23 protein-coding genes are annotated in these 24,688 nt (G+C 34.3%); 9 read left to right on the top strand and 14 right to left on the bottom strand.

The genetic code is table 11. The annotated features are described in order from the left end of the window. Nucleotides 1-24: 24 nt before the first annotated feature. Nucleotides 25-918, bottom strand: a complete 894-nt coding sequence (locus tag NQQ59_RS06705) for an alpha/beta fold hydrolase (RefSeq protein ID WP_144214882.1) — start codon at nucleotides 916-918, stop codon at nucleotides 25-27. A gap of 127 nt (nucleotides 919-1,045) precedes the next feature. Between NQQ59_RS06705 and NQQ59_RS06700 the strand changes: the two genes are divergently transcribed. Beyond that, complete coding sequence (locus NQQ59_RS06700; RefSeq protein ID WP_144214881.1) at nucleotides 1,046-1,381, top strand: tRNA-binding protein; 336 nt, start codon at nucleotides 1,046-1,048, stop codon at nucleotides 1,379-1,381. A gap of 160 nt (nucleotides 1,382-1,541) precedes the next feature. Here the strand turns inward: NQQ59_RS06700 and NQQ59_RS06695 are convergent, their stop codons facing one another. From NQQ59_RS06695 to NQQ59_RS06680, 4 genes are all read right to left on the bottom strand, one after another. Beyond that, nucleotides 1,542-2,090, bottom strand: coding sequence for an RBBP9/YdeN family alpha/beta hydrolase (locus tag NQQ59_RS06695; protein WP_144214880.1), 549 nt, complete (start codon nucleotides 2,088-2,090; stop codon nucleotides 1,542-1,544). Between the two features lie 23 nt (nucleotides 2,091-2,113). Next, the gene (locus tag NQQ59_RS06690; RefSeq protein WP_144214879.1) at nucleotides 2,114-2,938 is read right to left on the bottom strand and encodes an alpha/beta hydrolase; all 825 of its coding nucleotides are present in this window, start codon (nucleotides 2,936-2,938) and stop codon (nucleotides 2,114-2,116) included. A gap of 167 nt (nucleotides 2,939-3,105) precedes the next feature. Then, nucleotides 3,106-3,474 (bottom strand): PUR family DNA/RNA-binding protein, encoded by a 369-nt coding sequence (locus NQQ59_RS06685; RefSeq protein ID WP_057119174.1) that lies wholly within the window; start codon nucleotides 3,472-3,474, stop codon nucleotides 3,106-3,108. A gap of 68 nt (nucleotides 3,475-3,542) precedes the next feature. Then, nucleotides 3,543-5,321: an ABC transporter ATP-binding protein gene (locus NQQ59_RS06680; protein ID WP_144214878.1), complete on the bottom strand. Its 1,779-nt coding sequence runs from the start codon at nucleotides 5,319-5,321 to the stop codon at nucleotides 3,543-3,545. Between the two features lie 203 nt (nucleotides 5,322-5,524). On the opposite strand from NQQ59_RS06680, the gene NQQ59_RS06675 reads away from it, so the two are divergent. The 3 genes from NQQ59_RS06675 (at nucleotide 5,525) to yajC (ending at nucleotide 8,158) form a co-directional block, all read left to right on the top strand. After that, nucleotides 5,525-6,631 (top strand): Glu/Leu/Phe/Val family dehydrogenase, encoded by a 1,107-nt coding sequence (locus NQQ59_RS06675; RefSeq protein WP_144214877.1) that lies wholly within the window; start codon nucleotides 5,525-5,527, stop codon nucleotides 6,629-6,631. A gap of 269 nt (nucleotides 6,632-6,900) precedes the next feature. Further along, a complete protein-coding gene (gene nusB / locus NQQ59_RS06670; protein WP_144214876.1) occupies nucleotides 6,901-7,812 on the top strand; it encodes a transcription antitermination factor NusB in 912 nt (303 codons plus the stop codon). Between the two features lie 70 nt (nucleotides 7,813-7,882). Then, nucleotides 7,883-8,158 (top strand): preprotein translocase subunit YajC, encoded by a 276-nt coding sequence (yajC, locus tag NQQ59_RS06665; RefSeq protein ID WP_144214875.1) that lies wholly within the window; start codon nucleotides 7,883-7,885, stop codon nucleotides 8,156-8,158. Between the two features lie 290 nt (nucleotides 8,159-8,448). On the opposite strand, the gene NQQ59_RS06660 is transcribed toward yajC, so the two are convergent. The 7 genes from NQQ59_RS06660 to NQQ59_RS06630 form a co-directional block, all read right to left on the bottom strand. After that, nucleotides 8,449-9,036, bottom strand: coding sequence for a YdeI/OmpD-associated family protein (locus NQQ59_RS06660; RefSeq protein ID WP_144214874.1), 588 nt, complete (start codon nucleotides 9,034-9,036; stop codon nucleotides 8,449-8,451). Next, on the bottom strand, nucleotides 9,037-10,314 hold the full coding sequence (pepT, locus tag NQQ59_RS06655; RefSeq protein ID WP_144214873.1) for a peptidase T: 1,278 nt from the start codon (nucleotides 10,312-10,314) through the stop codon (nucleotides 9,037-9,039). A 117-nt stretch (nucleotides 10,315-10,431) separates the two neighbouring features. Then, entirely contained in the window at nucleotides 10,432-11,562 is a 1,131-nt protein-coding gene (locus NQQ59_RS06650; protein WP_144214872.1) for a formylglycine-generating enzyme family protein, read from the bottom strand. 96 nt (nucleotides 11,563-11,658) lie between these two features. Next, a complete protein-coding gene (locus NQQ59_RS06645; RefSeq protein WP_144214871.1) occupies nucleotides 11,659-12,621 on the bottom strand; it encodes a DUF6515 family protein in 963 nt (320 codons plus the stop codon). A gap of 73 nt (nucleotides 12,622-12,694) precedes the next feature. Then, nucleotides 12,695-13,915: an OprO/OprP family phosphate-selective porin gene (locus tag NQQ59_RS06640; RefSeq protein ID WP_144214870.1), complete on the bottom strand. Its 1,221-nt coding sequence runs from the start codon at nucleotides 13,913-13,915 to the stop codon at nucleotides 12,695-12,697. 39 nt (nucleotides 13,916-13,954) lie between these two features. Next, on the bottom strand, nucleotides 13,955-14,461 hold the full coding sequence (locus NQQ59_RS06635; RefSeq protein ID WP_144214869.1) for a hypothetical protein: 507 nt from the start codon (nucleotides 14,459-14,461) through the stop codon (nucleotides 13,955-13,957). A 171-nt stretch (nucleotides 14,462-14,632) separates the two neighbouring features. Further along, nucleotides 14,633-17,074 carry an arylsulfatase gene (locus NQQ59_RS06630; RefSeq protein WP_186296575.1) on the bottom strand — a complete coding sequence of 814 codons (2,442 nt, stop codon included), beginning with the start codon at nucleotides 17,072-17,074 and terminating at the stop codon, nucleotides 14,633-14,635. Between the two features lie 374 nt (nucleotides 17,075-17,448). Here NQQ59_RS06630 and NQQ59_RS06625 point away from each other — a divergent pair, with 374 nt between their 5' ends. Then, nucleotides 17,449-18,483 (top strand): quinone-dependent dihydroorotate dehydrogenase, encoded by a 1,035-nt coding sequence (locus tag NQQ59_RS06625; RefSeq protein ID WP_144214868.1) that lies wholly within the window; start codon nucleotides 17,449-17,451, stop codon nucleotides 18,481-18,483. Here NQQ59_RS06625 and NQQ59_RS06620 read toward each other — a convergent pair. Together NQQ59_RS06620 and NQQ59_RS06615 are read right to left on the bottom strand one after the other, a co-directional pair. Next, nucleotides 18,469-19,185 carry a DUF3307 domain-containing protein gene (locus NQQ59_RS06620; protein ID WP_144214867.1) on the bottom strand — a complete coding sequence of 239 codons (717 nt, stop codon included), beginning with the start codon at nucleotides 19,183-19,185 and terminating at the stop codon, nucleotides 18,469-18,471. The two genes, NQQ59_RS06625 and NQQ59_RS06620, sit on opposite strands and share 15 nt — an antisense overlap. Beyond that, a complete protein-coding gene (locus tag NQQ59_RS06615; protein WP_144214866.1) occupies nucleotides 19,182-19,796 on the bottom strand; it encodes a hypothetical protein in 615 nt (204 codons plus the stop codon). The genes NQQ59_RS06620 and NQQ59_RS06615 overlap by 4 nt, the downstream gene beginning before the upstream one ends. Before the next feature lie 210 nt (nucleotides 19,797-20,006). Here NQQ59_RS06615 and NQQ59_RS06610 point away from each other — a divergent pair, with 210 nt between their 5' ends. The 4 genes from NQQ59_RS06610 to guaB all read left to right on the top strand — a co-directional run bounded on the left by NQQ59_RS06610 (nucleotide 20,007) and on the right by guaB (nucleotide 24,632). Beyond that, the gene (locus NQQ59_RS06610; RefSeq protein ID WP_144214865.1) at nucleotides 20,007-20,873 is read left to right on the top strand and encodes a beta/alpha barrel domain-containing protein; all 867 of its coding nucleotides are present in this window, start codon (nucleotides 20,007-20,009) and stop codon (nucleotides 20,871-20,873) included. 75 nt (nucleotides 20,874-20,948) lie between these two features. Then, complete coding sequence (locus tag NQQ59_RS06605; RefSeq protein ID WP_144214864.1) at nucleotides 20,949-21,497, top strand: hypothetical protein; 549 nt, start codon at nucleotides 20,949-20,951, stop codon at nucleotides 21,495-21,497. After that, a complete protein-coding gene (locus NQQ59_RS06600) occupies nucleotides 21,494-22,897 on the top strand; it encodes a DUF5723 family protein (protein ID WP_144214863.1) in 1,404 nt (467 codons plus the stop codon). Before NQQ59_RS06605 ends, NQQ59_RS06600 begins: the two co-directional genes overlap by 4 nt. A gap of 262 nt (nucleotides 22,898-23,159) precedes the next feature. Beyond that, nucleotides 23,160-24,632, top strand: coding sequence for an IMP dehydrogenase (gene guaB, locus NQQ59_RS06595; protein WP_144214862.1), 1,473 nt, complete (start codon nucleotides 23,160-23,162; stop codon nucleotides 24,630-24,632). Nucleotides 24,633-24,688: the final 56 nt, after the last annotated feature.

Genomic DNA, 24,688 nt, shown 5'->3' with positions numbered 1-24,688 from the left:
CTTTGGATACTTTTTAAAGTTTTTCTATGAATTTAAAAATTGAAGCAAATCTTCATTTAGTTTTTCTCTGTCGGTATAAAACAAACCATGTGGAGCTCCTTCATATTCAATAAAAGTGTTGTTTGCAATAGCTTTTGCAGCTTTTCTTGAAGTAAGATCAATAGGTACAATTTTATCATCGTCTCCATGAATGATCAAAGTAGGAACTTTTATAAAGTCCAGTTCGTCTCTAAAATCAGTGTATGAAAAAGATTCGGCACATTTTAAAGTTGCTCTTGGAGATGCGAGTGAGCACAATGTTCTATAATATTCTAATAGTGGAGTACTAATTGGTTTGTTGATGATATTAATTCCGAAAAAAGTCTTTCCAAAATTATCTACAAATCCAATACGATCTTCTTTAATGGCTGCTGCAGTATTTTCGCTTTTTTCCTTCGGATGGCCGTCTGGATTATCATCTGTTTTTAAAAGAAAAGGAATAATAGATGAAATTAAAGCAGCTTTGATAACTCCTTTTCCGCCATGACGACTAAAATAACGAACCACTTCACCACCGCCCATCGAAAAACCAACAAGTGTTACATTTTCTAATTCCAATTGCTCGATTATTTCTTTAAGGTCATCAGTTAAAGTGTCATAATCGTAACCGTTCCAAGGTTGAGAAGATTTTCCAAAACCGCGGCGATCATATGCAATAACGCGATAATTGTTTTGGACTAAATGGTCAATTTGATATTCCCACATTTCGTTAGAAAGAGGCCAACCGTGAATCAAGATTACAGGTTTTCCCTGACCATAATCTTTGACATATAGTCTTACATTTTGGGCAGTTTCTATATATTTATCTGTATGAATCTGTTTTAAATTAGATTCAAAGTCCTTAATTGTCATGCATGCATTTGGTTCTGTATGTTCCATGATATATCTTTTTTACGTGAGTTTCGTTTTCTAGTCTCGTAAAATTAGAATGGAAGCGAAAGAAAAGGGTTATAGAATTAGGCGCATTAATTACAAAATTTATAGGTTTGTAATAAAAGAGAATAAAATGGATTTAACCTGGAACGAATTTGAAAGAACCGATATGCGAATCGGAACAATTATAGAAGTAAACGATTTTCCTGAAGCGAGAAAACCAGCCTTTCAGCTGACAATAGATTTTGGTTCAGAAATTGGAATTAGAAAATCATCGGCACAAATTACAAAAAGATATCAGAAAGAAGATTTAGTAAATCGCCAGATTGTAGCGGTTGTCAATTTTCCGAAAAAACAAATTGGAAAATTTATGAGTGAATGTCTTGTTTTAGGCGCAGTAGGCGAGGAGGGAGACGTGATTTTGTTAGCTCCTGATTTTAAAATCCCAAATGGACTTAGAATTGGCTAATTTTTTTATAAACACATAGAGACATAGTTTTGGAAAATGTAAAAAAGGCATTTCATTTGTTTAAATGCACATAGCTATTTGTGAAGAAACTAGTTTCTTTTTTATGCACTTTTTTTAAGTTTTAAATCTATATTTCTATGTGTTAATTTTTTTTTTTTTTTTAGGTATTTATTTTTTTAATCAACTGCTGCAAAATCTCCTGTCCTTCTTCCCAATATTTTAAATCAGAATCGGAGTTGATGTGACCTTGTTTTCCGACATTTACAAAATCACTTCCCCATTTTTCAGCGAAGTGTTTTTTTCTTTCAAATAAAGAATACGGATCATTTTCACTTGCTACAACTACCGATGGAAAAGGTAATTTGTAAAGTGGCATTGGCGAAAAATTTCTAGTACATTCTGGTGTGTGTTCTGGTGAATCTACATCTGCAGGAGCGACCAAAAATGCGCCAATAATATAGGGGCTACTATATTTTTCTGCCCAATGCAAAACCAATGAAACGGCTAAACTGTGTGCTACTAAAATAGTTGGTTTGTCTAGTTTTAAGATGTTTTCGTTTAATCTTTCAAGCCATTCTTCACGAATTGGTTCATCCCAATTGTCTTGTATAACGCGAATCGAGTTTTCAAATTTTTTATGCCAAAAGGTTTGCCAATGTTTCTCTCCAGAATCTCCAAGTCCTGGTATGATTAATAGTTGTGTCTCCATTGCCGTGGAATTTTATTTAGTGATTATTTTTTGCGTTCTTTTAAAATTCGGTTTACTTCATTAACCAAAAGTGGAAAACCAGGTTCTGTCATTCCGTGACCGTAACCGTCCAATTCATATAATTTAGTTTGAGTATGTCCAACTAATTTCATCATTCTGGCCATGTATGCGTTTTCTTCGTAACGTCCTAACATTTCAAGTTCACGATCTCCAGTAATTAATAATAATGGTGGTGCATCGGCACGAACGTGATATAAAGGAGCAAATTGGTCAATTGTTGGCTGTTTTTCAGGGATTCCGTTTTCTCTTCTAATTTCGAAATGCGTAATACATTGACTGCTAAACGGAATAAGTCCTGCAATTTGATTCGCATCGATGTTTTCTTTTTGAAGCCATTTTTTATCTAAACCAATCATGGAAGTCAAATACGCTCCAGCGGAATGTCCAGAAACAAAGATTTGAGTTTTATCGCCTCCATAAGTAGTAATATTGTTGAAAGCCCAAGCAACTGCCGCCGCTGCGTCTTCAATGCATTTTACAGCTTTTACTTTTGGCGATAATCTGTAATTTACACCAATAATAGCAAAACCTTTATTTTTTAAAGCCTCAGGAATTTCTTTGCTTCCGCCAGTTAATCCTCCACCGTGAAACCAAACGATTGTAGCAAATCCGGTTTTGTTTTTTGGATAATAAATATCTAAAACACATCTTTCATTGATATATTTATCCGATTTATTTGCGGCAGCATTATAATATTGAATGTTGTTTTTCGTTTCATATTCTATATTTTGTGCCGAAAGAGAAATTCCGAAGAAAACGAAACTTAAAAGAAGAATTAATTTTTTCATTTTTTGTGAGTTAATAGTAAAGTGTAATTTGTGAAAATGATAGAAGTGAAAGAAGCATGAATTATAAGTCTCACATTTTTACAATTCACATCTCAAATATAAATATATAAAAAAAGTCCAAAATGCAGAACAAATTGGACTTGTAACTTTAAAAAGTTTATTTTGAATTAAATATCGTCAAAATCAATATCTGTAAAGCTTGATCTTTGGCTTTCAGATTTTTCAGAGCTATATTCTTTTTTAAAATCTTTTTGATGTCTTTCAGAAATTACTTCTTCGCCTTTGTGGTTCAAAACATAAGAAGTCATTTCCTCTAATATTTCTGCGAAAGCACTAAAATCTTCTTTATATAAGTAAATTTTGTGTTTTTTGAAGTGAAAAGAACCATCTTCTTCAGTAAACTTCTTGCTTTCGGTAATGGTAATGTAGTAATCATCAGCTTTGGTAGCTCTCACATCAAAGAAATAAGTTCTTCTTCCTGCTCGTAATACTTTAGAAAAAATCTCTTCTTTTTCTAACATGTCATTTTCTCTCATAATACGTTCTATCATTTTTGGAATTAATAGTACTCAAAAATCATAAAAAATTATCTATTACGCAACAATTAAAGTAATTCTTTTTCCGAAAGTTGTTTTAAATATAACGATGCATAATAGCCGCCTTGATTTATTAATTGATTATGAGAACCTTGTTGAATTATCTTACCATCTTCTAATATAATAATTTTGTCTGCATTCTTTGCAGAGGAAACTCGATGACTTACAATTATAGTGGTTTTGTCTTTAGAAATTTCAAATAAATTGTTCAAAATCATTTCTTCGGTTTCGGTATCAACTGCTGATAGACAATCATCAAAAAGTAGGATTGCAGGGTTTTTAATAATAGCTCTTGCAATCGAAACACGTTGTTTTTGTCCTCCAGAAAGTGTGATTCCTCTTTCTCCTAAAATAGTGTCGTATTGTTTGTTAAAGGCAATAATGTTGTCATGAACGACTGCATTTTTAGCGGCTTCAAATACTTCTTCGTCAGTGGCATTTTGATTGCCAAATTTGATATTGTTTTTAATGGTATCCGAAAATAAGAAAGCATCCTGAGGTACAATTCCGATATTATTACGAAGATCGTTGAGGTTTAGCGTGCTGATTTCGTTGTTGTCAATTTTAAGATCTCCTTCAGTAACATCATACAATCTCGAAATTAAAGAAAGGATTGTCGATTTTCCTGAACCGGTTTTTCCTAATATGGCTAAAGTTTCTCCTTTTTTTACTGTGAAAGAGACATTTTTCAAAGCTTCAATATTGGTGTCTTTGTAAGTAAAAGAAACGTTTTCAAAAGCGATTGTTCCTTGAATTTCTGATGAATTTTCGTTGTTGTTTTTAATTTCTGGTTCAATTTTCAAAAATTCATTTAAACGTTTTTGTGAAGCTTCTGCTTCTTGAACCATAGAAGAAACCCATCCTAAAGAAGCAACTGGCCATGTTAGCATGTTTACATATAAGATAAACTCGGCAATAGTTCCAATATTTGGAATACTTCCATTAATGTACATTACGCCTCCGAAATAAATTACAACCAGATTACTGATTCCTATAAGGGCAATCATCAACGGACCGAATAAAGACTGCACTCTTGCTAAACTTAAACTTTTACGTTTGCTTTCTTCAGCCAAATCAACCATGTTGTTTTGATGCTGATTCTCTAATGAATAGGCTTTTATAACGCGAATTCCTGAAAAGATTTCTTGTGTAAAACTTGAAACTTTTGAAAGATATTGTTGAAAAGTGGTACTTCTTTTATTGATTTCAGAACTTAACTTGAAAATACAATAAGAAAGAATTGGCAAAGGAAGAATAGTATATAAGGTAAGCAGTGGCGATACATTATACATATATAATATAACGATAGCAAAACGTATAAATGTATTAATAGTATACATTACCGCTGGACCAACATACATACGAACTTTTGAAACGTCTTCACTAATACGATTCATTAAGTCTCCAGTTCTGTTTTGTTTGTAAAAAGTTTGTGAAAGATTTTCATATTGTCTGAAAACTTCATTTTTTAGATCAAACTCAATATGACGTGACATTACAATCAAAGTCTGACGCATTAAAAACGTCAAAAAACCTGCGATAATCGTAGTTCCGATGATAAGTAACACATTATGAATAAGATCCTGACGATAAGCCGCAATCACAATTTCTGAATTTTGGTCTGCAACAGATAGTTTGTCAAAATTTTCAATAGCATTTAAAGACTTACTGATAAGCTTTGGTGTAAATAACGAAAATATTTGTGCGATTATGGTGATTAAAATACCTGCGGAAAAACTGTATTTATATTTAATGAAATATTTGTTTAAATAGCTTAATTCTTTCATTTTTTTAAGAAATCTGATATTGAATTGATTTGTATTTAAGAATTATTTTTAAATAAATTTATAATAATTTGCGATTTAATCAAAACAATTATATTGTAATATTGTTATTTTAAAGATAAAAAATTAGCACATATGTATTTTTTAATTATGTTTGAGTTGTCTTTTTGACGAATTCATAATTTTAACTAATTTATACTAGCGCTATGGATGCAACTTTTGCAACTGGAAAGGAACTTCAAAAAATGGATCCTGTTTTTGGTCAATTGTCTTTTGATGATCACGAACAAATTGTATTTTGCAATGACAAAGATACAGGTTTAAAAGCAATTATTGGTATTCATAATTCAGTTATGGGGCCAGCTTTGGGAGGAACCAGAATGTGGAATTACAACACAGAATGGGAAGCTTTAAATGATGTTTTACGTCTTTCGAGAGGTATGACTTTTAAATCGGCTATTACTGGACTTAATATTGGTGGAGGTAAAGCGGTTATTATTGGTGATGCTAAAACGCAAAAAACTCCTGAGTTAATGCGCAAATTTGGTGAATTCGTTCACTCCTTAAGCGGAAGATATATTACTGCAGAAGATGTCGGAATGGAAACTAAAGACATGGATACTGTAAGAGACGTAACACCTTACGTTACGGGTATTTCTGAAGAAAGAGGAGGTTCTGGAAATCCTTCTCCTGTGACGGCTTACGGAGTTTATTTAGGCATGAAAGCGGCTGCTAAAAGTCAGTTTGGTACTGATGTTTTAGATGGTAAAAAAGTTTTGGTACAAGGAATTGGACACGTTGGTGAAACTTTGGTTGAGTATTTAACTAAAGAAGGAGCACAGGTAACGATTTCTGATATTAACGAAGAAAAATTATACCAAGTTGCTTCAAAATACAATGCAACAATTTATACAGGTGAAGATTTGTATACTGCAGATGTTGATATCTATGCGCCGTGTGCGATGGGAGCAACAATCAACGATAATACAGTAGATAAAATCAAAGCTAAAGTTATTGCTGGTGCTGCAAATAATCAATTAGCAGATGAGAATATTCACGGTGCAAGATTGCAAGAAAGAGGAATTTTATATGCTCCAGATTTCTTAATCAATGCAGGTGGAATTATCAATGTTTACGCTGAATTAGCTAACTACGGTAAAGCTGAAATCATGACAAAAACAGAGAATATCTACAATACAACTTTAGAAATTATCGATTTCGCTGCTAAAAATAATATGACAACGCACAAAGCGGCTCTTACTATTGCTCAAAATCGTATTGATCAAAGAAGAATCGAGAACGCTGCTAAATAATTTTTTTTTAGTTTATAGTCTCAGTCTCAGTTTTCAGTTCTGCTGGAAACTGAGACTTTTTTTTAGTTTTCATTCTCAGTTGCAGTTCTCAGTTTTTGCGATTACTGCGACTGCGACTGAATACTGCGACTAAATGGAAAACTGCGACCGAAAACTGCGACTTTTTTACGAATTAATTTTAATATACGCTTCAAAAGTTATACTTTTGCAGACTAATTTTTAAATGTTCTTACACGGTGGTAAATAGAAGACACATACGCGTTAAAGTAATGCAATCCATTTATGCAATGCATCAAAGCGGTTCTGATAATATGGAAAAAGAAGAGAAATTTCTTTTTTACAGCATAGACAATATTCAGGACTTATACCTTATAATGCTTTCTTCATTGATAGAAATTTGTAAAAAAGAAGCTGTCTTTTTACATCTTTCAAGTAAAAAACACCTGGCAACTGCCGCAGAACGTAATCCAAATGAAAAATTTGTAAAGAATAAAATTTTTCAACTTCTTGCCGAAAGCAATTCTCTTAGTATCGCTTTAGAAAATCGTAAAATCAATAACTGGTCTTTAAATGACGATTATATTATTTTGCTTTTAAATGATGTCAAAGCAAGCGATATCTACAAAAAATACATGAACAATAACGTGAATACCTTTGAAGAAGACAGACAATTTGTAATTGATTTGTTTGAAAATGTTATTGTTCCAAATGAAAAATTATATGAGTACTTAGAGGATGATAAATTAACGTGGGTTGATGATATTCCTGTTGTAAATACTCATATTGTGAAACAATTGAAAGCAATCAAAACGGAAGAACCGGACGATTTTAGAGTGCCAAAATTGTATAAAGATGTTGAGGATAAAGATTTTGCAAAAGATTTATTTAGAAGAACAATTTTAAATGAAACGGCTTTTGCAAAAGAATACGAAGATAAAACACCAAATTGGGATAGCGATCGTATTGCTGAAATTGATACGATTATCTTGAAAATGGCCATTTGTGAGTTTATTAAATTTCCATCGATTCCAGTAAAAGTAACGCTTAACGAATATTTAGAAATTGCAAAAGAGTATTCTACTCCGAAAAGTAGTATTTTTATCAACGGAATTTTAGATAACCTTGTAAAAGAGCTTACCGCTAATAAAAAGATGGTAAAAGCTGGAAGAGGGTTGATGTAATTAAAAATCCAATTTTAGAAAAGACAAATTCCAAAAGAAATTAATTATAAATCAAAAACAAATTTAAATTATGGAACAATTAACTCAATTTGCGCCATTCCTTTTAATGTTTGTGGTTCTTTATTTTTTCATGATCAGACCACAGCAAAAAAGAGCAAAAAATGAAAAAGAATTCGAAAACGGCCTTAAAGTAGGTGATAAAATAGTTACAAAAAGTGGTTTCCACGGTAAAGTTGCTGAATTAGCAGAAACTACTGTTGTAATCGAAACTATGTCTGGAAAATTAAAATTAGAGCGTTCTGCTATCTCTTTAGAATTGAGCGCTGCTTTGAATAAAAAGGCATAAGTTTTTTTTAAAATTCCAATAAAATTTAAAATCCCAAATTCCAGCAAATGGAGTTTGGGATTTTTTTTGTACGCAGTTTTGTCATTTCGACCGAAGGGAGAAATCACACTAGAAACTCCGCAAAGAAATTTGCCAATCTTTGTAGAGATACGAGTGTGATTTCTCCCTTCGGTCGAAATGACAAACTGGTGGATTATGTTTGATTTGGTTAAGCTCGTAACAGAAAAAACCTTTGTCAAAGTTTTAAAGTTTGACAAAGGTCTTGTATAGTTTGGAATTTGGATTTTAAATTACCTGTATTTATCATTCATCCCAACATTCGCTAAAATCATCGGAAGTACTTTTTCTATTCTGGATAGTTTAGTTTTCTCCTGTTTAGCCGATTCGATATATTCTAAAAACTCATATTGTTTGTAAGGAGCAAATTTTGCAAAAGCTGCTGCCAAAGCTGGATTTTTAGTCATTTCTTTTTCTAAAAGCTCAGAAACAATGGCTTCTTTTTTAGAAGGTTTTATAACTTTTCCCTGTTTTTCATTTTCAATCGCTTCGTAAATATATTCCAAAACTTCTTTTTCGTTAACTTCATCTTTGGAAGTAAAACGCCATTGTCGCAAAGATTTGGTTAGTTCTTCTTGAGCGTTTATGAGTTTCTTTTTTTCGTCTTTTAAGAAGACTCCATTAAAGAACCAGATCGCAAAATAATCTTTAAATCCGCCAAGGCCAACTACATTTTTCTTTTCGTAAACATAAACTGGACCACCCCATTTTGTAGTTTCGGTCAGTTCTGTTTTTTCAAGTATGGATTTAAGGAAAAGTAATTCTTCTTCCCATTTATCGCCATACTTCCAAATGCCTTTATTTTCGGATTTTGTTTCCAACTATTTTCTTTTTTTAGATTTTTCTGGTGCATCAAAAATGCCTGGAATCGCAGTTAATTCAGCAATCTTCACAATAACATCAGTTGCTTTCTGAATGCTTTCTGCTGGAACATATTCGTATTTTCCGTGGAAATTATGTCCTCCCGCAAAAATATTCGGGCAAGGTAATCCCATAAATGATAATTGAGAACCATCTGTTCCGCCACGAATGGGTTTAATGATTGGTTTGATGTTTAATTCTCTCATTGCTTTTTCAGCAATATCTACAATATATTTTACAGGAAGCACTTTTTCCTTCATATTGTAATATTGATCTCTTACTTCAGCAACTACGATATCTTCACCAAATTTCTTCGCGAATTTCTTGTTGAATTTTTTAGCTATGCTATGAATTAATTTTTTTCTGTTTTCGAATTTCTTTTTGTTGTGATCGCGAATAATCAATTCTAAAACTGTCTCTTCGATATTTCCTTTTATATGATGAACATGGAAAAATCCTTCATAACCTTTAGTTTCCTGAGGTGTTTCTCCTTTTGGAAGTTCATTAATAAACTCATTTGCTAAAAGCATTGAATTGATCATTTTTCCTTTAGCATAACCAGGATGAACACTTTTTCCTTTGAAAGTAATTTTCGCTCCGGCAGCATTAAAATTTTCATATTCTAATTCACCAATCTGACTTCCATCCATGGTGTAAGCCCATTGAGCCCCGAATTTTTCAACATCAAAATGATGTGCCCCACGTCCAATTTCTTCATCGGGTGTAAAACCAATTCTGATTTTTCCGTGTTTGATTTCTGGATGCTGAATTAAGTATTCCATTGCCGAAACAATTTCTGTAATTCCAGCTTTGTCATCAGCTCCTAAAAGAGTCGTTCCGTCAGTTGTAATGATGGTTTGACCTTTGTATTGTAATAAATCTTTAAAGTAGTTTGGAGATAAAACAATGTTTTTCTCGGCATTCAAAACGATATCTTTTCCGTCGTAATTTTCAACGATTTGTGGTTTCACATTTGCTCCACTAAAATCGGGAGAAGTATCAAAGTGAGAAACAAAACCAATAGTCGGAACTTCATGATCAACATTGCTTGGAAGCGTTGCCATGATATAAGCTTTGTCATCTATAGTTACCTCTTCAAGGCCAATTGCTTTTAGTTCTTCGACTAATTTGTTGGCAAGATTCCATTGTTTTTGAGTACTTGGTGTTGTTTGAGAATTTGGATCTGATTCAGTGTCAATTGTTACATAACTGATAAAACGATCTATGATATGTTGCATTTTTTGATTTTTTAGCAAATATAGAAAATTTTTTCTGTGCAATAATTTAGCTTTCTATATCAGAATTGATAAAAAAAGGGATTCTCTAAAGAATCCCTTTTTGATATTTAAAGATTATTATTTGCTTTTTACACACCTAAAACCAACGTGGTTAGCCGCAGATCTAATTTCGCCTTTTCCTCTTGTGCCAACCATGTAACGTGTGCAATATTGATCGGTGCACAGAAATGAGCCGCCACGATGTACACGTTTTATTTCTGAAGGATCGTTAGGATCATAGTAAGCATCTGGCCCTTGTGGATTTTTTGTTACTTTTCCGCTTTCTGCTAATGATTTGTAGTAATCGGTACTGTACCAATCATTAACCCATTCCCATACATTTCCAGCAATATCGTATAAACCGTAAGCATTTGGAGCGTATTGTTTGGTTGGTGCAATTCCTTTAAATCCATCTTCGCCAGTATCTCCGTCTTTTATTGGGAAATGTCCTTGGTAAATATTAGCCTGAAATTTTCCTTTTGGTTTTAAATCATTTCCCCAAGCATAAAGATTTCCAGTTTTACCACCACGTGCAGCAAATTCCCATTCTGCTTCTGTTGGAAGTCTTTTTCCAGCCCATTTTGCGTAGGCTTGAGCATCTTCATAAACAACATGAACTACAGGATATTTTTCTTTTCCTATAATGGTGCTTTGCGGTCCTTCAGGATGTCTCCAGTCAGCGCCTGGTTCGTAACGCCACCATTGCAGGAAATTATTCAAATTAACTGCTGATGGAGTAGGAGTGAAAACAACTGAACCCGTAATTAAATCAGCCTCATTTGCTGTTGGAAATTCTTCTTTAGTTGGTTTTTGTTCAGCTACAGTTACATAACCAGTAGCTTTTACAAATTTTTCAAATTCTTCGTTGGTTACTTCTGTTTCGTCCATATAATAGCCATCGACATAAACACGATGAATAGGAGCGGCATCTTTTGTTACTCCTTTGATGCTACATAAACTTTCATCTTCAACGTTTGATCCCATCGAAAATTCTCCGCCAGGAATCCAAACCATGCCTTTAGGTGCTTTTATTGTGGGTTTGAATTTATTTTCGATAGTTGGTTTGAATTGAGATTCTGTATTTGTTGGAGTTTCATGACATTCAGCAACCGTTTTTTCTTCTTTATTTGAAAATCTCGTGTAGCTGTACGCTATGGAAATAATGGATAATGTGAGTAACGCAAAAATCCAAAAAGTTTTCTTTTTCATGGTTGTTTATTTTTAAACTGATTATGGTTGTCAATAGAGAGGATAAAATTATAAAAATAATTTTATAATTATACTAATTTGATAGGACTAATAAAATTAATTGTCTTTTTCAACTAGAACGACTTCATATTTATTTTGTCCATCTATTTGTACAGGCTGGTAATAAGTTTCTCCAAATTTGATGTATTTTACATCTCCTCTTGTTACTTCTTCTCCACCTTCAGGTAGACTTTCTACAATTGTTCCCGCAGTTGGAGCTACAACTTTATAGTTATTGCCGTCTTTTTCATAATAAGTACCTCCGTAATAATAATTGTTGACAGTTCCTGTATTTACCGTTTGCGCACCACTCGGAATATTGTTTACAGTTCCTCCTACAGGTGCAGAGACAACTGTATATCCTCCGCTTGACGGCGCATACCAAACACCTTGATCATAGTGATATTGAGTACTTTCTACGCTAACAACGATTGCTGTAACAGCTAAAGTCGCAACAAAAAATCCCCAAGGATGCCAAACTGGTCCCCAATAATAAGGTCTGTATGGGTGATAATAATAAGGATGATAGCCATAATAACGATAACCGCCATATCTGTATGGAGGACGTGTGTAAACGACTGTATTTCTTCTTACCACTGTATTGCGGTTGTTATTGATGGTGATATCTCGGCTTCGGTCTACATTTCGGGTATTTCCACTAATATTGGTGTTTCTGTTGCCGCTATTTCTATTAACAGTATTATTTCTGTTTGAATTATTGGTTCTGTTATTAATTCTTGAATTTGAATTGTTTGCAGGTCTGGTTACTTTAGTTCCAGAATTATTTGATCCAGGTCTTGTTGTTGCAGCTGGCCGCGTTGTGTTTGCTGGTCTCGTTGCATTTGGTCTGGTCTGATTTGCTGGTCTTGTAGGTCTAGTGTGAGTCGCTCCGCCAGATCTGTTTGTTCCGCCTCCGCCTCCGCGATGACGCTGTGCTAAACTATCAATTGAAATAAGGAAAAATGTTCCGATCAAGCAAACTACTGCCGATTTTCTTAAGGATTTGGATATGTTTTTCATTTTCAAGGATTTATATGACTTAAAGTTATGAAAAAAAAGATTCGATTTGCTGTTGTTCAGTTAAAACTTTGAATTACAATGAAATATCCCATTGTATTCTAAAACGCCAGCCTTGTTCCAATGGGAGAGTTTTGTCTTGAAAACTAAAATAACTTATTTCAGAAGTTAATTTGTTCTTATGCCCTTTGAAAAACCAGTTAAAAGCCAATGTAGATTCGTCCTGTCGATTTTGTCTAATAGAATAATCGGGTTTGTATGAGGCATGTCTTGCTGCCATTTCTAAATGTTTCGGCCACCAATGAAAAACAGTATGAAAAAAATATCCTGCCTGTACATAATAACCTCTCATTACCGTCATGTCATCGTTGTTGAGTTTATCTATTATTTCTTTGGTATGCCATTCACTTTGCCAAGAAAAACCACGATACATAAAAGCAGTTTCTAGATTCCATTGATTGACTCTGTATTGTCCAGGTAAACCATCTTCGAATCCGTCCAAAGAACCTCCACCAGCTTGCGAAAATCGCGTGTATGGACTTCGGTTTGTTATGGCAGAAAAGGCAATAATAGGAGTTGGCTTTTCGTGAAATTCTAAATCGCAACCTTCAAAATCAAGAAAGCGTCCCAAGAAATTCCATTGTGCTCTTCCAAAATACATTAGATTACCGTCGTCGTTTGAAGTGCTTCCTCGTCCGGTTCCTGTCAGGGCAGCAAACCAATAATTGAAATCTGCAATACCACTGCCTTTTAAATGACCGTAAACTTCAGCACCTAATTGCCTGTCAACTGTAAACGGTCGATTAATGAGAGATCGTTCAACCATTTGCTGTTCGCCACTGCTTATGTAGCGTTCGCGTGTAAATTCTGTTTTCCATTGTCCGACTTTAAAACTCAGCCAATCCCATTTTTCAATCATAATTCTAAAATCAAGTAAATTGGACTGACTTAATTCGTATTCCCAATAATATTTAAGCCAAGGTTCAAAAGCATGACCGCCAATTTTTAGTCTGGCACGATTTATTTTAAAAGTAGTTTTGGCATCTTGACTGTAATCGTCGTAAGTGAGAGGATCTGTGTCATAAGGAGTAGAAAAACGAAATTGCAGTCTGCTTTGGAGTTGAAATAGAAATTTATTATCTCTAGTCTGAAGTTCAATTCCTTTTTTTCCATATCGAACCCCCATTATTTTTGTAGTGTCTTTTTCTTCTTGAGAAATTCCGCTAGAACCTATAAAAAGTATTCCTATCAAAAGAAAATTTTTCCAGATGCGTATTGTTTTTTGTGAACTAAACATAGGCTGCGAGTTGTAAAGTTTCTAACTGCTTTTATCAATTTATTTTCCTCCAAAGTTTTTTGCGATTCCTAAACCAATTCCCCAGCTGTCATAAGCATTCCATTTGAAGTCATAACTTGCAGTTCCAAATATTTCCCATCCATTTGGGAGTTCATAACCATATTCTACTCCGGCACGAGTTAAGAAAAAATCTTCTTCTTTGGCAAATTCGCCTCCAAAACCTAAAAGAAAACTCCAGTGTTCGTTTGGTTTATAAATTCCCATTAAGGCTGGAGCAATAGGATAACTTCTTTCGATTGTTTCATTGTCTTCTCCGCTGGCTAGATTTTTTTCGACCTTAAATTTTTCAATAATAAAATCCGTATGAAGTCCGATTGCCCATTTTTCATGAAATTGAAAAGTATAATCTAAACCCCAAGCAGGCAGACTCAAAACTTCACGATTTCCTTCATCATCACGACCTTCAAAGACATGAACATGATTGATCGAAAGTCCAATTTGATGATGCGGACTAAAAGCTTTTTCTTCACTTTCCTGTGCTCTCATTTTATTGCAAAAAAGACAGATGAAGGAAGAGAGCAACATTAAAAACAAGATTTTTTTAGAATAAAAAGTCGAGGTGTACATTTTAATTCAAAGATTTATAAATTGAAAGAGGTATTGTTTTGAATTTAAGTCATCATAAAATACCTCTTTCAATTTGTTGTAATTAAAAAATTAGTCTCTTCCTAAAGCTCTTTTCGCTTCATTATTTAAATCAGAATATTCAATTTTTCCAACATTTATTCCGACACCGTAAATCTCTCCACCTTTAAATGTTCCCGGAGTTTTATACTCTTTACTTACAGCGTCTCCACTGTCAAAACCAACGCAAAGTCCGTCTCCAGAAAGAGTAAATTTACCAGACTGTGTACGCATTGGTCCAGAAGCTACTTCTTTTCCGTCAATGTACAATTTCATTGTTCCTAAAGATTCTCCGTTTGGACCTGCTTTTTCGCGGTTAAATTCCATTCCAAAAACATGTTTTCCGGGAGTGATGGCAACGTTCGAGGTAAATTTCTGTTCAGGAGAAATTCCTAAAAAGTTATATACATAATGCAGTTTTTTGTCTTTTAAAAATAAAGTATGGCCTCCAAAACGAGAGCCATGAGCAAAGAGAACTCCATTGGCATTCGCGTCTTTTACATCAACATCGGCAACAATTTTATAAGAACGTCCTCGAACATTTACGGCAACACCTTCTGGTACAGGGGAAGTTCCTGGGTAATATTTGTAAAGATCACGAGGCGCTTCAGATGAAGGTCTTTCGGTTCCTAAAACTTCAATCGCAGAACGATCATCTAGAGGTAAAACCAAATTTTTAGCGGCTTCATCATTCCAATCTTTTATTAATTCTTTCAGTTTATCTGGATATTTTTTAGCTAGATTATTAGATTCAGAGCGATCTACATCAGTATTAAATAATTCCCATTCGTCTTTATCAAAATTTCCTTTTCCGCCAAGAGGAGCGTGAAGTGCAACAGCTTTCCAACCGTCTTTCCACAATGCACGGCTTCCTAACATGGCAAAATATTGAATATGTTTTTGTGTTTTTGTGTTGGGAGCAGCATCAAAAGTATATCTCATGGAAACTCCTGATAACGGATATTGTGGAACACCGCGATATTCTTTAGGCATTTCAAGTCCGCAGATATCTAGTATAGTTGGCACAATATCAGTAGAATGGTGAAATTGATCGCGAACAACTCCTTTTGCTTTTATTCCTTTTGGCCATGAAATAACCAACGGATCGCAAGTTCCTCCTGCATATTGACTGTATCTTTTAAACATTTTAAAAGGAGTTGAAAATGCCGCCGCCCATCCCGTTGGATAATGCTCGTAAGTATCAGGACCTCCTAATTTGTCAATATATTTCAGGTTTTCTTTTAATTCATCAGGATATCCGTTAAAGAATTTATTCTCATTTACAGAACCTGATTCAGAACCTTCTCCAGAAGCACCATTATCAGCCGCATAAATAACAACCGTATTTTCTAGTTGCCCCGTTTTTTCTAAATAATCAATAATTCGCCCCACTTGTGCGTCAGTATATTCAGAGAAACCAGCATACACTTCTGCCAATCTTGAGAATAATTTTTTCTCTTCAGGTTTTAATTTGTTCCAGTCTAAAACGTTGTCCGCTGGATTTGCAACTCCCGGAGGCATCGGATTAAAATTGTCAAATTTTGTACCTGGAGGAAGAACTCCTTTTGCAATCATTCGAGGCAAAACCCATTTGCGATACGCATCGTAACCGTCATCAAATTTGCCTTTGTATTTTGCTATATATTCCTCAGGAGCATGATGCGGTGCGTGATTTGCGCCTGGACAATACCACATATACCAAGGTTTGGAAGGGTTTGTTGCCTGTTGATCTTTTATGAATTCGAGTGCATGATCGGCCAAATCTTTAGATAAATGATATCCTTCTTCTGGAGTTGCAGGCGGTTCAATAAAATGATTGTCTTCTACCAAATCAGGATACCATTGATTGGTTTCTCCTCCAAGGAAACCATAAAAACGGTCAAATCCCATTTGTAAAGGCCAAGTTGCACGTGGTCCGCCAGAGGCAATGTCTTGTTCAGGAACATTGTGGTTTTTTCCAATCCAAAAAGTACTCCATCCATTGTCTTGAAGAACTTGTCCGATGGTTGCAGCTTGTTTTGGAATTCTTCCGCTTGCTCCAGGATAACCATCTGCAGTTTCTGTAATTGCAGCCATTCCGTTAAGATGATGGTTGCGCCCCGTTAATAAAGTAGAACGAGTTGGCGAACAAAGTGCAGTTGTATGCCATTGTGCGTAAGTTATTCCATTGTCGGCTAATTTTTGCATCGTAGGCATATTTATTCCTCCACCATAAGGAGACCAAGCAGCTAATCCAGTGTCATCATATAAGATGAATAAAATATTAGGAGAACCTGCTGGAGCCTTTTTAGGAAGATAGGGAGCCCAGTCACTTTTTGAATCTCTAATATCCAATGCTATTTTTCCTTTAAAAGTTTCCTTCGTTACTTGTTGAGGATCAGCTTGTGCCGACGCTTTAAAAGTTATGCCTGATAAAAAGCATAAAAGAAACAGGTAAAAACTCTTTTTAATCATTGTTTTGTTGCTGTTTTCCATGATATTAATTGTTTGATTATTATTTGATTTTTTGAGGGTATTTTATAATAATGTGAACTAAAAATGAGGCGTTGTTTTACAAAAGAATTGCTTTTAAAGGCGCGTAGAATTTATTAAGTCTTAAAAATGATTTTTATACTTATTCTCTCAAAATTAGGTAATATGTGAACCAAAGAGATTGGTTTTCAGGTTCTAAATGGTTTCATTTTATAATTTGCAACATGAAAACCCCGATTTTGAACAAAATATTTTAGTGAGATAAAATGGTAGGTAAAAGAATCAAACAAAATTGAAATTATTTGTTTTTGTAAATAAGCGCCTTTTTAAACTATAATATTTTAAATTTGCATCCGAAAAATAACAACACAACTCTTATGTATAAATTGATAATTCGTCCGATACTTTTTTGGTTTGATCCTGAAGAAGTGCATTACTTTACTTTTTCATTTGTAAAATTCATTTCAAAAATCCCTGGAGTTTCGGCAATTATAAGATCAATTTATGAAGTAAAAGATTCTCGATTAGAAAGAGAAGTTTTCGGAATTAAATTTAAAAACCCAGTTGGACTTGCTGCTGGATTTGATAAAGATGCGAAGTTGTACAAAGAATTGGGTGATTTTGGTTTCGGATTTATCGAAATTGGAACAGTAACACCAGTTGGACAAGAAGGAAATCCGAAAAAACGTTTATTTCGTTTAAAAGAAGATCAGGCAATTATTAACCGAATGGGATTTAATAATGGCGGAGTTCTAGAAGCTGTAGAACGTTTGAAGAAAAATTCTGGAGTTTTAATTGGAGGAAATATCGGGAAAAATAAAGTCACAGATAACGAAGATGCCGTTAAAGATTATATCATTTGTTTTGATGCTTTGTACGATCATGTTGATTATTTTGTTGTGAATGTAAGTTCTCCCAATACACCAAATTTAAGAGCTTTACAAGATAAAGAACCTTTAACAGCATTATTGCAGACTTTGCAAAATAGAAATGTTGAAAAGCAAAAAACAAGTACACAAAAAGTTAAGCCAATTCTTTTAAAAATTGCTCCAGACTTAACAGATGAGCAATTATTAGATATTATTGATATTGTAAAAACAACACAGATTGCTGGTGTTATTGCTACAAACACCACTATTTCGAGAGAAGGTCTACAATCTTCTAATCAATCTGAAACAGGTGGTTTGTCTGGAAAACCATTGACAAAACGTTCTACAGAAGTGATTCGTTTTCTTTCGGAAAAAAGCAATAAGGCATTCCCAATTATTGGAGTAGGAGGAATTCATTCTGCAGATGATGCTATCGAAAAACTAAATGCCGGTGCAAGTTTAGTGCAACTGTATACTGGTTTTATTTACGAAGGACCAGCGCTAATAAAAGCAATCAATAAAAAGGTTTTAGGGCAATTGTAAAAGAACAGCTTGGATTGCAAGTCCGATAACAATAGCAATTCCAAAACTGATTAAAGTTCCAATCATTACATATTCTGTAAGTTTTCGGTCTTTGGCTTCTTTTAAATCTCCGAATCTGAAAATAGATTTTGCGGCCAATAGAAATCCGATAGCTTCAAAATGAGCAGTCAAAATAAAGCAAACCACTAAGAGACGTTCTAAAATGCCAATGTAGTTTCCTGCACTGGCAAGAGAATTGTCTTGGTGACTGTTTCTGCTTTCTGGGCTCCAAATCGAAATGATGGTTTTGATGAGTATTGAAGTGGGTTTGGTAACCAATAAGATACCAGTGACTAAAATCCAGAATTCATCGTGTTGCCAAAAAGAGATTAAACCTTTATTTTGGTAAAGTAGAACAACAGCGATTAGAATTAGAATATGTGCAATTTGGTCTGCAACAAACCAGGTGCGTTTTGTTTTCTTTTTCTGAAAACTCAATTTGATTATATCGATAATTCCATGCGCAATAGCAATTAAAACAGCATAAGGGATAAAACTGATTTCACCCACAAGGATTGCGGTTAAAGCACCGTGTAATAAAAGGTGAATGTATAAGTAAACACTTTTATGTTTTTTTATTTCTTTATCGGAAACCCAGGAATTTGGTTGCCAAATAAAATCACCTAATAAATGAGCTAAAAGCAGTTTTACGAATAAAATCATAAGGCTGTAATTTGTTTTATTTGTGTTCTAAAATATCGATCTAAATGCATAACCAAATCAAACTGAGCGCGTTTTTGTCTTCGACTGACAGCGGCTTGGTTAATGCCTAATTTTTGTCCTAATTCTTCCTGTGACAAAGTCGGATTTTCTATTGCAACCGCAACAAATTCTGCTGATTGTACCAGCCAACTGTCCATAAAAGTTAAAGCAAGTTGGAGCATTAAATTCAATTTTTCATCAAAACTGATGTCTCCGCTCCGAAGTGCCAAGGTCACTTTTTGTTTTTTCAAAGTCTCAAAAAGCTCTCCCGAATGTATAAAAGCAGAGCCGTTACTTTCAGATATTCTTTCTGCTTTATGTGTTTTATCACCAAAACCAATACTCATACGAGCATCAGATTTTATAGACCTTAAATGTGCTTTTATTAAAATTGCAGTTAGCAAGGCTTCTTCAGGTTTTGTGATTTCAATCTGAAATTCATCTCCACGATATACTTCCCATTGATTTGGAGTATTTCCCAATGGAGCTAAAATTTTCTTTAAATCTTCAACCCAATGTTCTGATTTCTGCTGTCTTGAACCAATTATGTCTCCTGTAATTACGCTAGTCATAACCAAATATAATTAAAAAATAATAAACTTTCTATTACAAATATAGGTAATAAAACTATTTATTACACTTTTTGGTAATATTTAATGTTATTACGTTTTTGTGTAATAATTAGATGTGTTACGGTATTTGGTAATAAATGGTATTCCGCTAAAATTCTCTTTTATATCTTTAAAAAAGGAACTAACTTAGCCTTTACAAACGAATAAGCTTTGAATAAAGAAATCAAAATCATTGAATGTCCCAGAGATGCCATGCAAGGCATAAGAGATTTTATTCCGACCAAAAATAAAGTTTCCTATATACAAGCTTTGCTTAGAGTAGGTTTTGATACTATTGATTTTGGAAGTTTTGTTTCTCCAAAAGCTATTCCGCAGATGCAGGATACCGCTGCCGTTTTAGAACAACTTGATTTATCTCAGACAACAAGTAAACTGCTTTCTATTATTGCCAATACACAAGGTGCAATAACAGCTTCTGAATATGAACAGATTCAATATCTCGGATTTCCATTTTCTATTTCAGAGAATTTCCAGATGCGTAATACACATAAAACGATTGCTGAATCTTTAGTTACATTAGAAGAAATTCTAGAAGTTGCCGATAAAAAAAATAAAGAAGTTGTAACCTATCTTTCAATGGGTTTTGGAAATCCTTACGGAGATCCATGGAATGTTGAAATTGTGGCAGAATGGACAGAAAAACTCGCAGGAATGGGAGTGAAGATCCTTTCACTTTCAGATACAGTCGGAAGTTCTACTCCAGAAGTGATTACGTATTTGTTTTCTAATTTGATTCCGAAATATCCTAAGATCGAATTTGGAGCACATCTTCATACGACACCAGAAAGCTGGTTTGAAAAAATACACGCCGCAGCAGAAGCGGGTTGTACTCGTTTTGACGGCGCTATTCAAGGCTTTGGAGGCTGTCCGATGGCAACCGATAAATTAACAGGAAACATGCCTACAGAAAAATTGATTTCTTATTTTACTGCAAATAAGAAAGTTACAGGTTTGAACTCTCTTAGTTTTGAAAGCGCTTATAATGAAGCTTCAAAATTGTTCGGAAAGTTCCATTAATAAATAGTTATATTTACTTACCTTCGATAAGGATTGTAAACATTTAGCGTTACATTTATTAGATATACTTTTATCATGAAATCAAAATGCCACAATATTTCTAGTATAATTTTACTCGCCTTTCTATTTTTTTCCTGTTCAAGCGAATTAGATTTCGATCAGATAAAAGATTTAAAATTAGAGCCTGTCGTGGTGGCAAATCTTGCTTACTTTGACATTTCTGCGAATCAGTTGATAGACGACGGGAGTACCAATATTGCGTATGATACAAGAAATTTTAATGTTTTTAAAGATAAGTTTTTTAATGAACGATTAAAGAAAGCAGAATTCGATTTTGAAATCGAAAATACGATTCAGCGTTCCTTTTCTCTGAATATGCTTTTGATGAATGATCAAGATGAAATACTACAGACTATATCTTTTCCTGTTCCTTCTTATCAAGGAAGTTCAAATGTTATAAAGTATCCAACAGAAGTTTTCGAAAATGAACGGTTAGCGCTTCTCAAACAAACGACTAAAATAACGTTCGTGATTGTGATTGCTACAGGCACTCCATTAAATAGTCAAAGTACAGGAAGTTTAAAATTGAGATCAGGTGCAACAGCTTATTTAACAATCGAATGAGAAAAATAGTTCTGATTATCTGCCTCGTTTTTCAGCTTTCTTCTTTTTCTCAAAACAAAGAATTGCTGTATAATTTCACTTCGATTCCGCAATCCTTAATGGTAAATCCCGGAGCCGATGTTTCGTATAAATATTATTTTGGATTTCCAGTTTTATCTGGAATTTCAGCCAATGTAGGTTCCAGCAGTTTTACAGCTTACGATTTGTTTGCCAACAATGGTGTCGATTTTAATCAAAAGGTTCGAAACGTAGTCAATCAATCTACAAACAGAGATAAAGCTGTTACCAATCAGCAATTGGAAGTCTTTTCTGGTGGATTTAGAGTTGGTGGTAGAGATAGTAAATCGTATGTTTCCTTCGGATTGTATCAGGAATTTGACTTTTTTATGTTTGTTCCGAAAGATTTAGCCGTCTTAGCTTTAGACGGAAATAGAAATTATATAGGAAAGTCATTCAATCTTGGAGATTTAAACATGAAGGCTGAGGTTCTTTCTGTTTGGCATGTTGGTTTTCATAAAAAAGTAAACGAAAAATTGGTTTATGGCGGACGTGCTAAAATTTATTCTAGCGGTGCCAATGCAACATCGACAAAAAATTCAGGTTACATTTATACTGGACAAAATTCAGGAAGTACTAATCTTTACAATCAAATCATTTCTTCAAATTTAGAATTAAAAACTTCCGGACTTTCTAAATTTACAAAAGATGAGTACGAAGGAAATGTAGTTAGAGATATTGCCAATAATACCTTTTTTAGCGGAAGCTTAGGACTTGGTGTCGATGCCGGATTTACCTATTATATCAAAGATAATTTACAGCTAACAGCGAGTATAATAGATTTAGGTTTTATCAGACAATCAAAAGATATTGAAACCTTGACTTACAAAGGAACCTATCAATACGATGGAATAAATCCTGATTTTATGGGGAATGATGATCCCGAAGATGTTTTTGACGAATTTGACAGAGCTATTCCAAGAGATACATTACATAATAAATACACTACTTGGCGTCCGACTAAATTTTATTCTTCTATCCAATATTCGTTTGGAGAAGCGCGCCCGGACGATGAATGTAATTGCCGCGGAAAAATCAATACCTATTATAAGAATGCAGTTGGAGCACAATTATTCGCTATGACGGCACCTCGCGAACCTTTATTTGCACTGACAGCATTTTATAAAAGAAGTATTTTTAGAAAACTCGAAGCAAAAGCAACTTACACTTTTGATACATTTTCAAACAAAAATATCGGTTTAGGACTCGCAGGAACACTAGGAGCGGTCAATATTTATGCCTTATTTGGAAATGTGTTAGAATACAAAGATTTGTCCAAAGCCAACAGTGCCACATTCCAACTCGGAGTTAATTTTGTTTTTCAGGGTAGTGATGATGATTGATTTCAGGAGCAATTTCCAGCTGTACATTTCAAGCACTCGAGCTAAAACACTTTTTTTCAAGATTTAAAAAGAGCTTCCGTTGGTCGCTTTTTTAAATCAGAAAAAAATGTTTTTTAGCTTTTCGTGGCTTTCCATTTCCATCTGGGCTAGAGTATATTGTTTTGTAAGATGATTCGTGTAAACATAAATTTATGAATAACTTAGTAATCAAGTTAGCAATTTATTCACTATATTTGCACGCAATTCAACTAGAAATTGCAACATGATAGCACACAACTCCAAGATTATCGGCGAAGGTTTAACTTACGACGATGTATTATTAGTACCTAACTACTCGAATGTGCTTCCACGCGAAGTGAGTATCAAATCAAAATTCTCAAGAAACATCACATTAAACGTTCCAATTGTATCTGCTGCTATGGATACAGTGACTGAAAGTGCAATGGCAATTGCTATGGCGCAAGAAGGCGGAATCGGTGTTTTACATAAAAATATGACGATCGAACAACAAGCAGGAAAAGTTCGAAAAGTAAAACGTGCTGAAGCAGGGATGATTATCGATCCGGTAACATTGCCAATGAACTCTACAATCGCTGACGCAAAAAATGCCATGAAAGAATTCGGAATCGGAGGTATTCCAATCGTTGACGAAAACAGAATCCTAAAAGGAATTGTAACGAATCGCGATTTACGTTTCGAAAAAAACGGTGCAAGACCAATTGTTGAGGTTATGACAAGTGAAAACTTGGTAACGGTTGCAGAAGGAACTTCTTTAGAACAAGCTGAAGTAGTTTTACAAGGTCATAAAATCGAAAAATTACCAGTAGTAAATGCTCAAAATGAATTAGTTGGTTTAATTACATTTAGAGACATTACAAAACTGACTCAAAAACCAATTGCAAACAAAGATTCTTTTGGTCGTTTAAGAGTTGCTGCTGCAATTGGCGTTACTGGAGATGCTGTTCAAAGAGCAGAAGCTTTGGTAAATGCAGGTGTAGATGCTATCATTATCGATACAGCTCACGGACATACAGAAGGTGTAGTAAACACTTTAAAAGAAGTAAAATCAAAATTCCCTCAAATTGACGTAATTGTTGGAAATATTGCAACTCCAGAAGCTGCTAAATATTTAGTAGAAAATGGTGCAGATGGTGTAAAAGTAGGAATCGGACCTGGTTCTATCTGTACAACTCGTATCGTTGCAGGTGTTGGTTTCCCTCAATTCTCAGCAGTTTTAGAAGTTGCTGCTGCAATTAAAGGAACTGGAGTTCCAGTTATTGCAGATGGTGGAATTCGTTACACAGGAGATATTCCTAAAGCAATCGCAGCAGGTGCTGACTGTGTAATGTTAGGTTCGTTATTAGCAGGAACAAAAGAATCTCCAGGAGAAACTATCATTTTCGAAGGAAGAAAATTCAAATCTTACCGCGGAATGGGTTCTGTTGAAGCAATGCAAACAGGTTCTAAAGATCGTTATTTCCAAGATGTTGAAGACGATGTTAAAAAATTAGTTCCTGAAGGAATCGTTGGACGTGTTCCTTACAAAGGAGAACTAAACGAGAGTATGCTTCAGTTTGTTGGTGGTCTTCGTGCAGGTATGGGATACTGTGGTTCAAAAGATATTCCGACTTTACAAGAAACGGGACGTTTTGTTAGAATCACTTCTAGCGGAATCAATGAAAGTCACCCACACAACGTAACTATTACAAAAGAAGCTCCAAACTATTCTAGATAATTTTTGAGTTTTAGATATAACAAAAAAAGGCGTAAGATTTATTTCTTACGCCTTTT

The sequence above is a fragment of the Flavobacterium panacis genome (assembly GCF_024649945.1).
Taxonomy (GTDB): Bacteria; Bacteroidota; Bacteroidia; order Flavobacteriales; family Flavobacteriaceae; genus Flavobacterium; species Flavobacterium panacis.
This window is presented reverse-complemented; position numbering and strand designations above follow the sequence as displayed.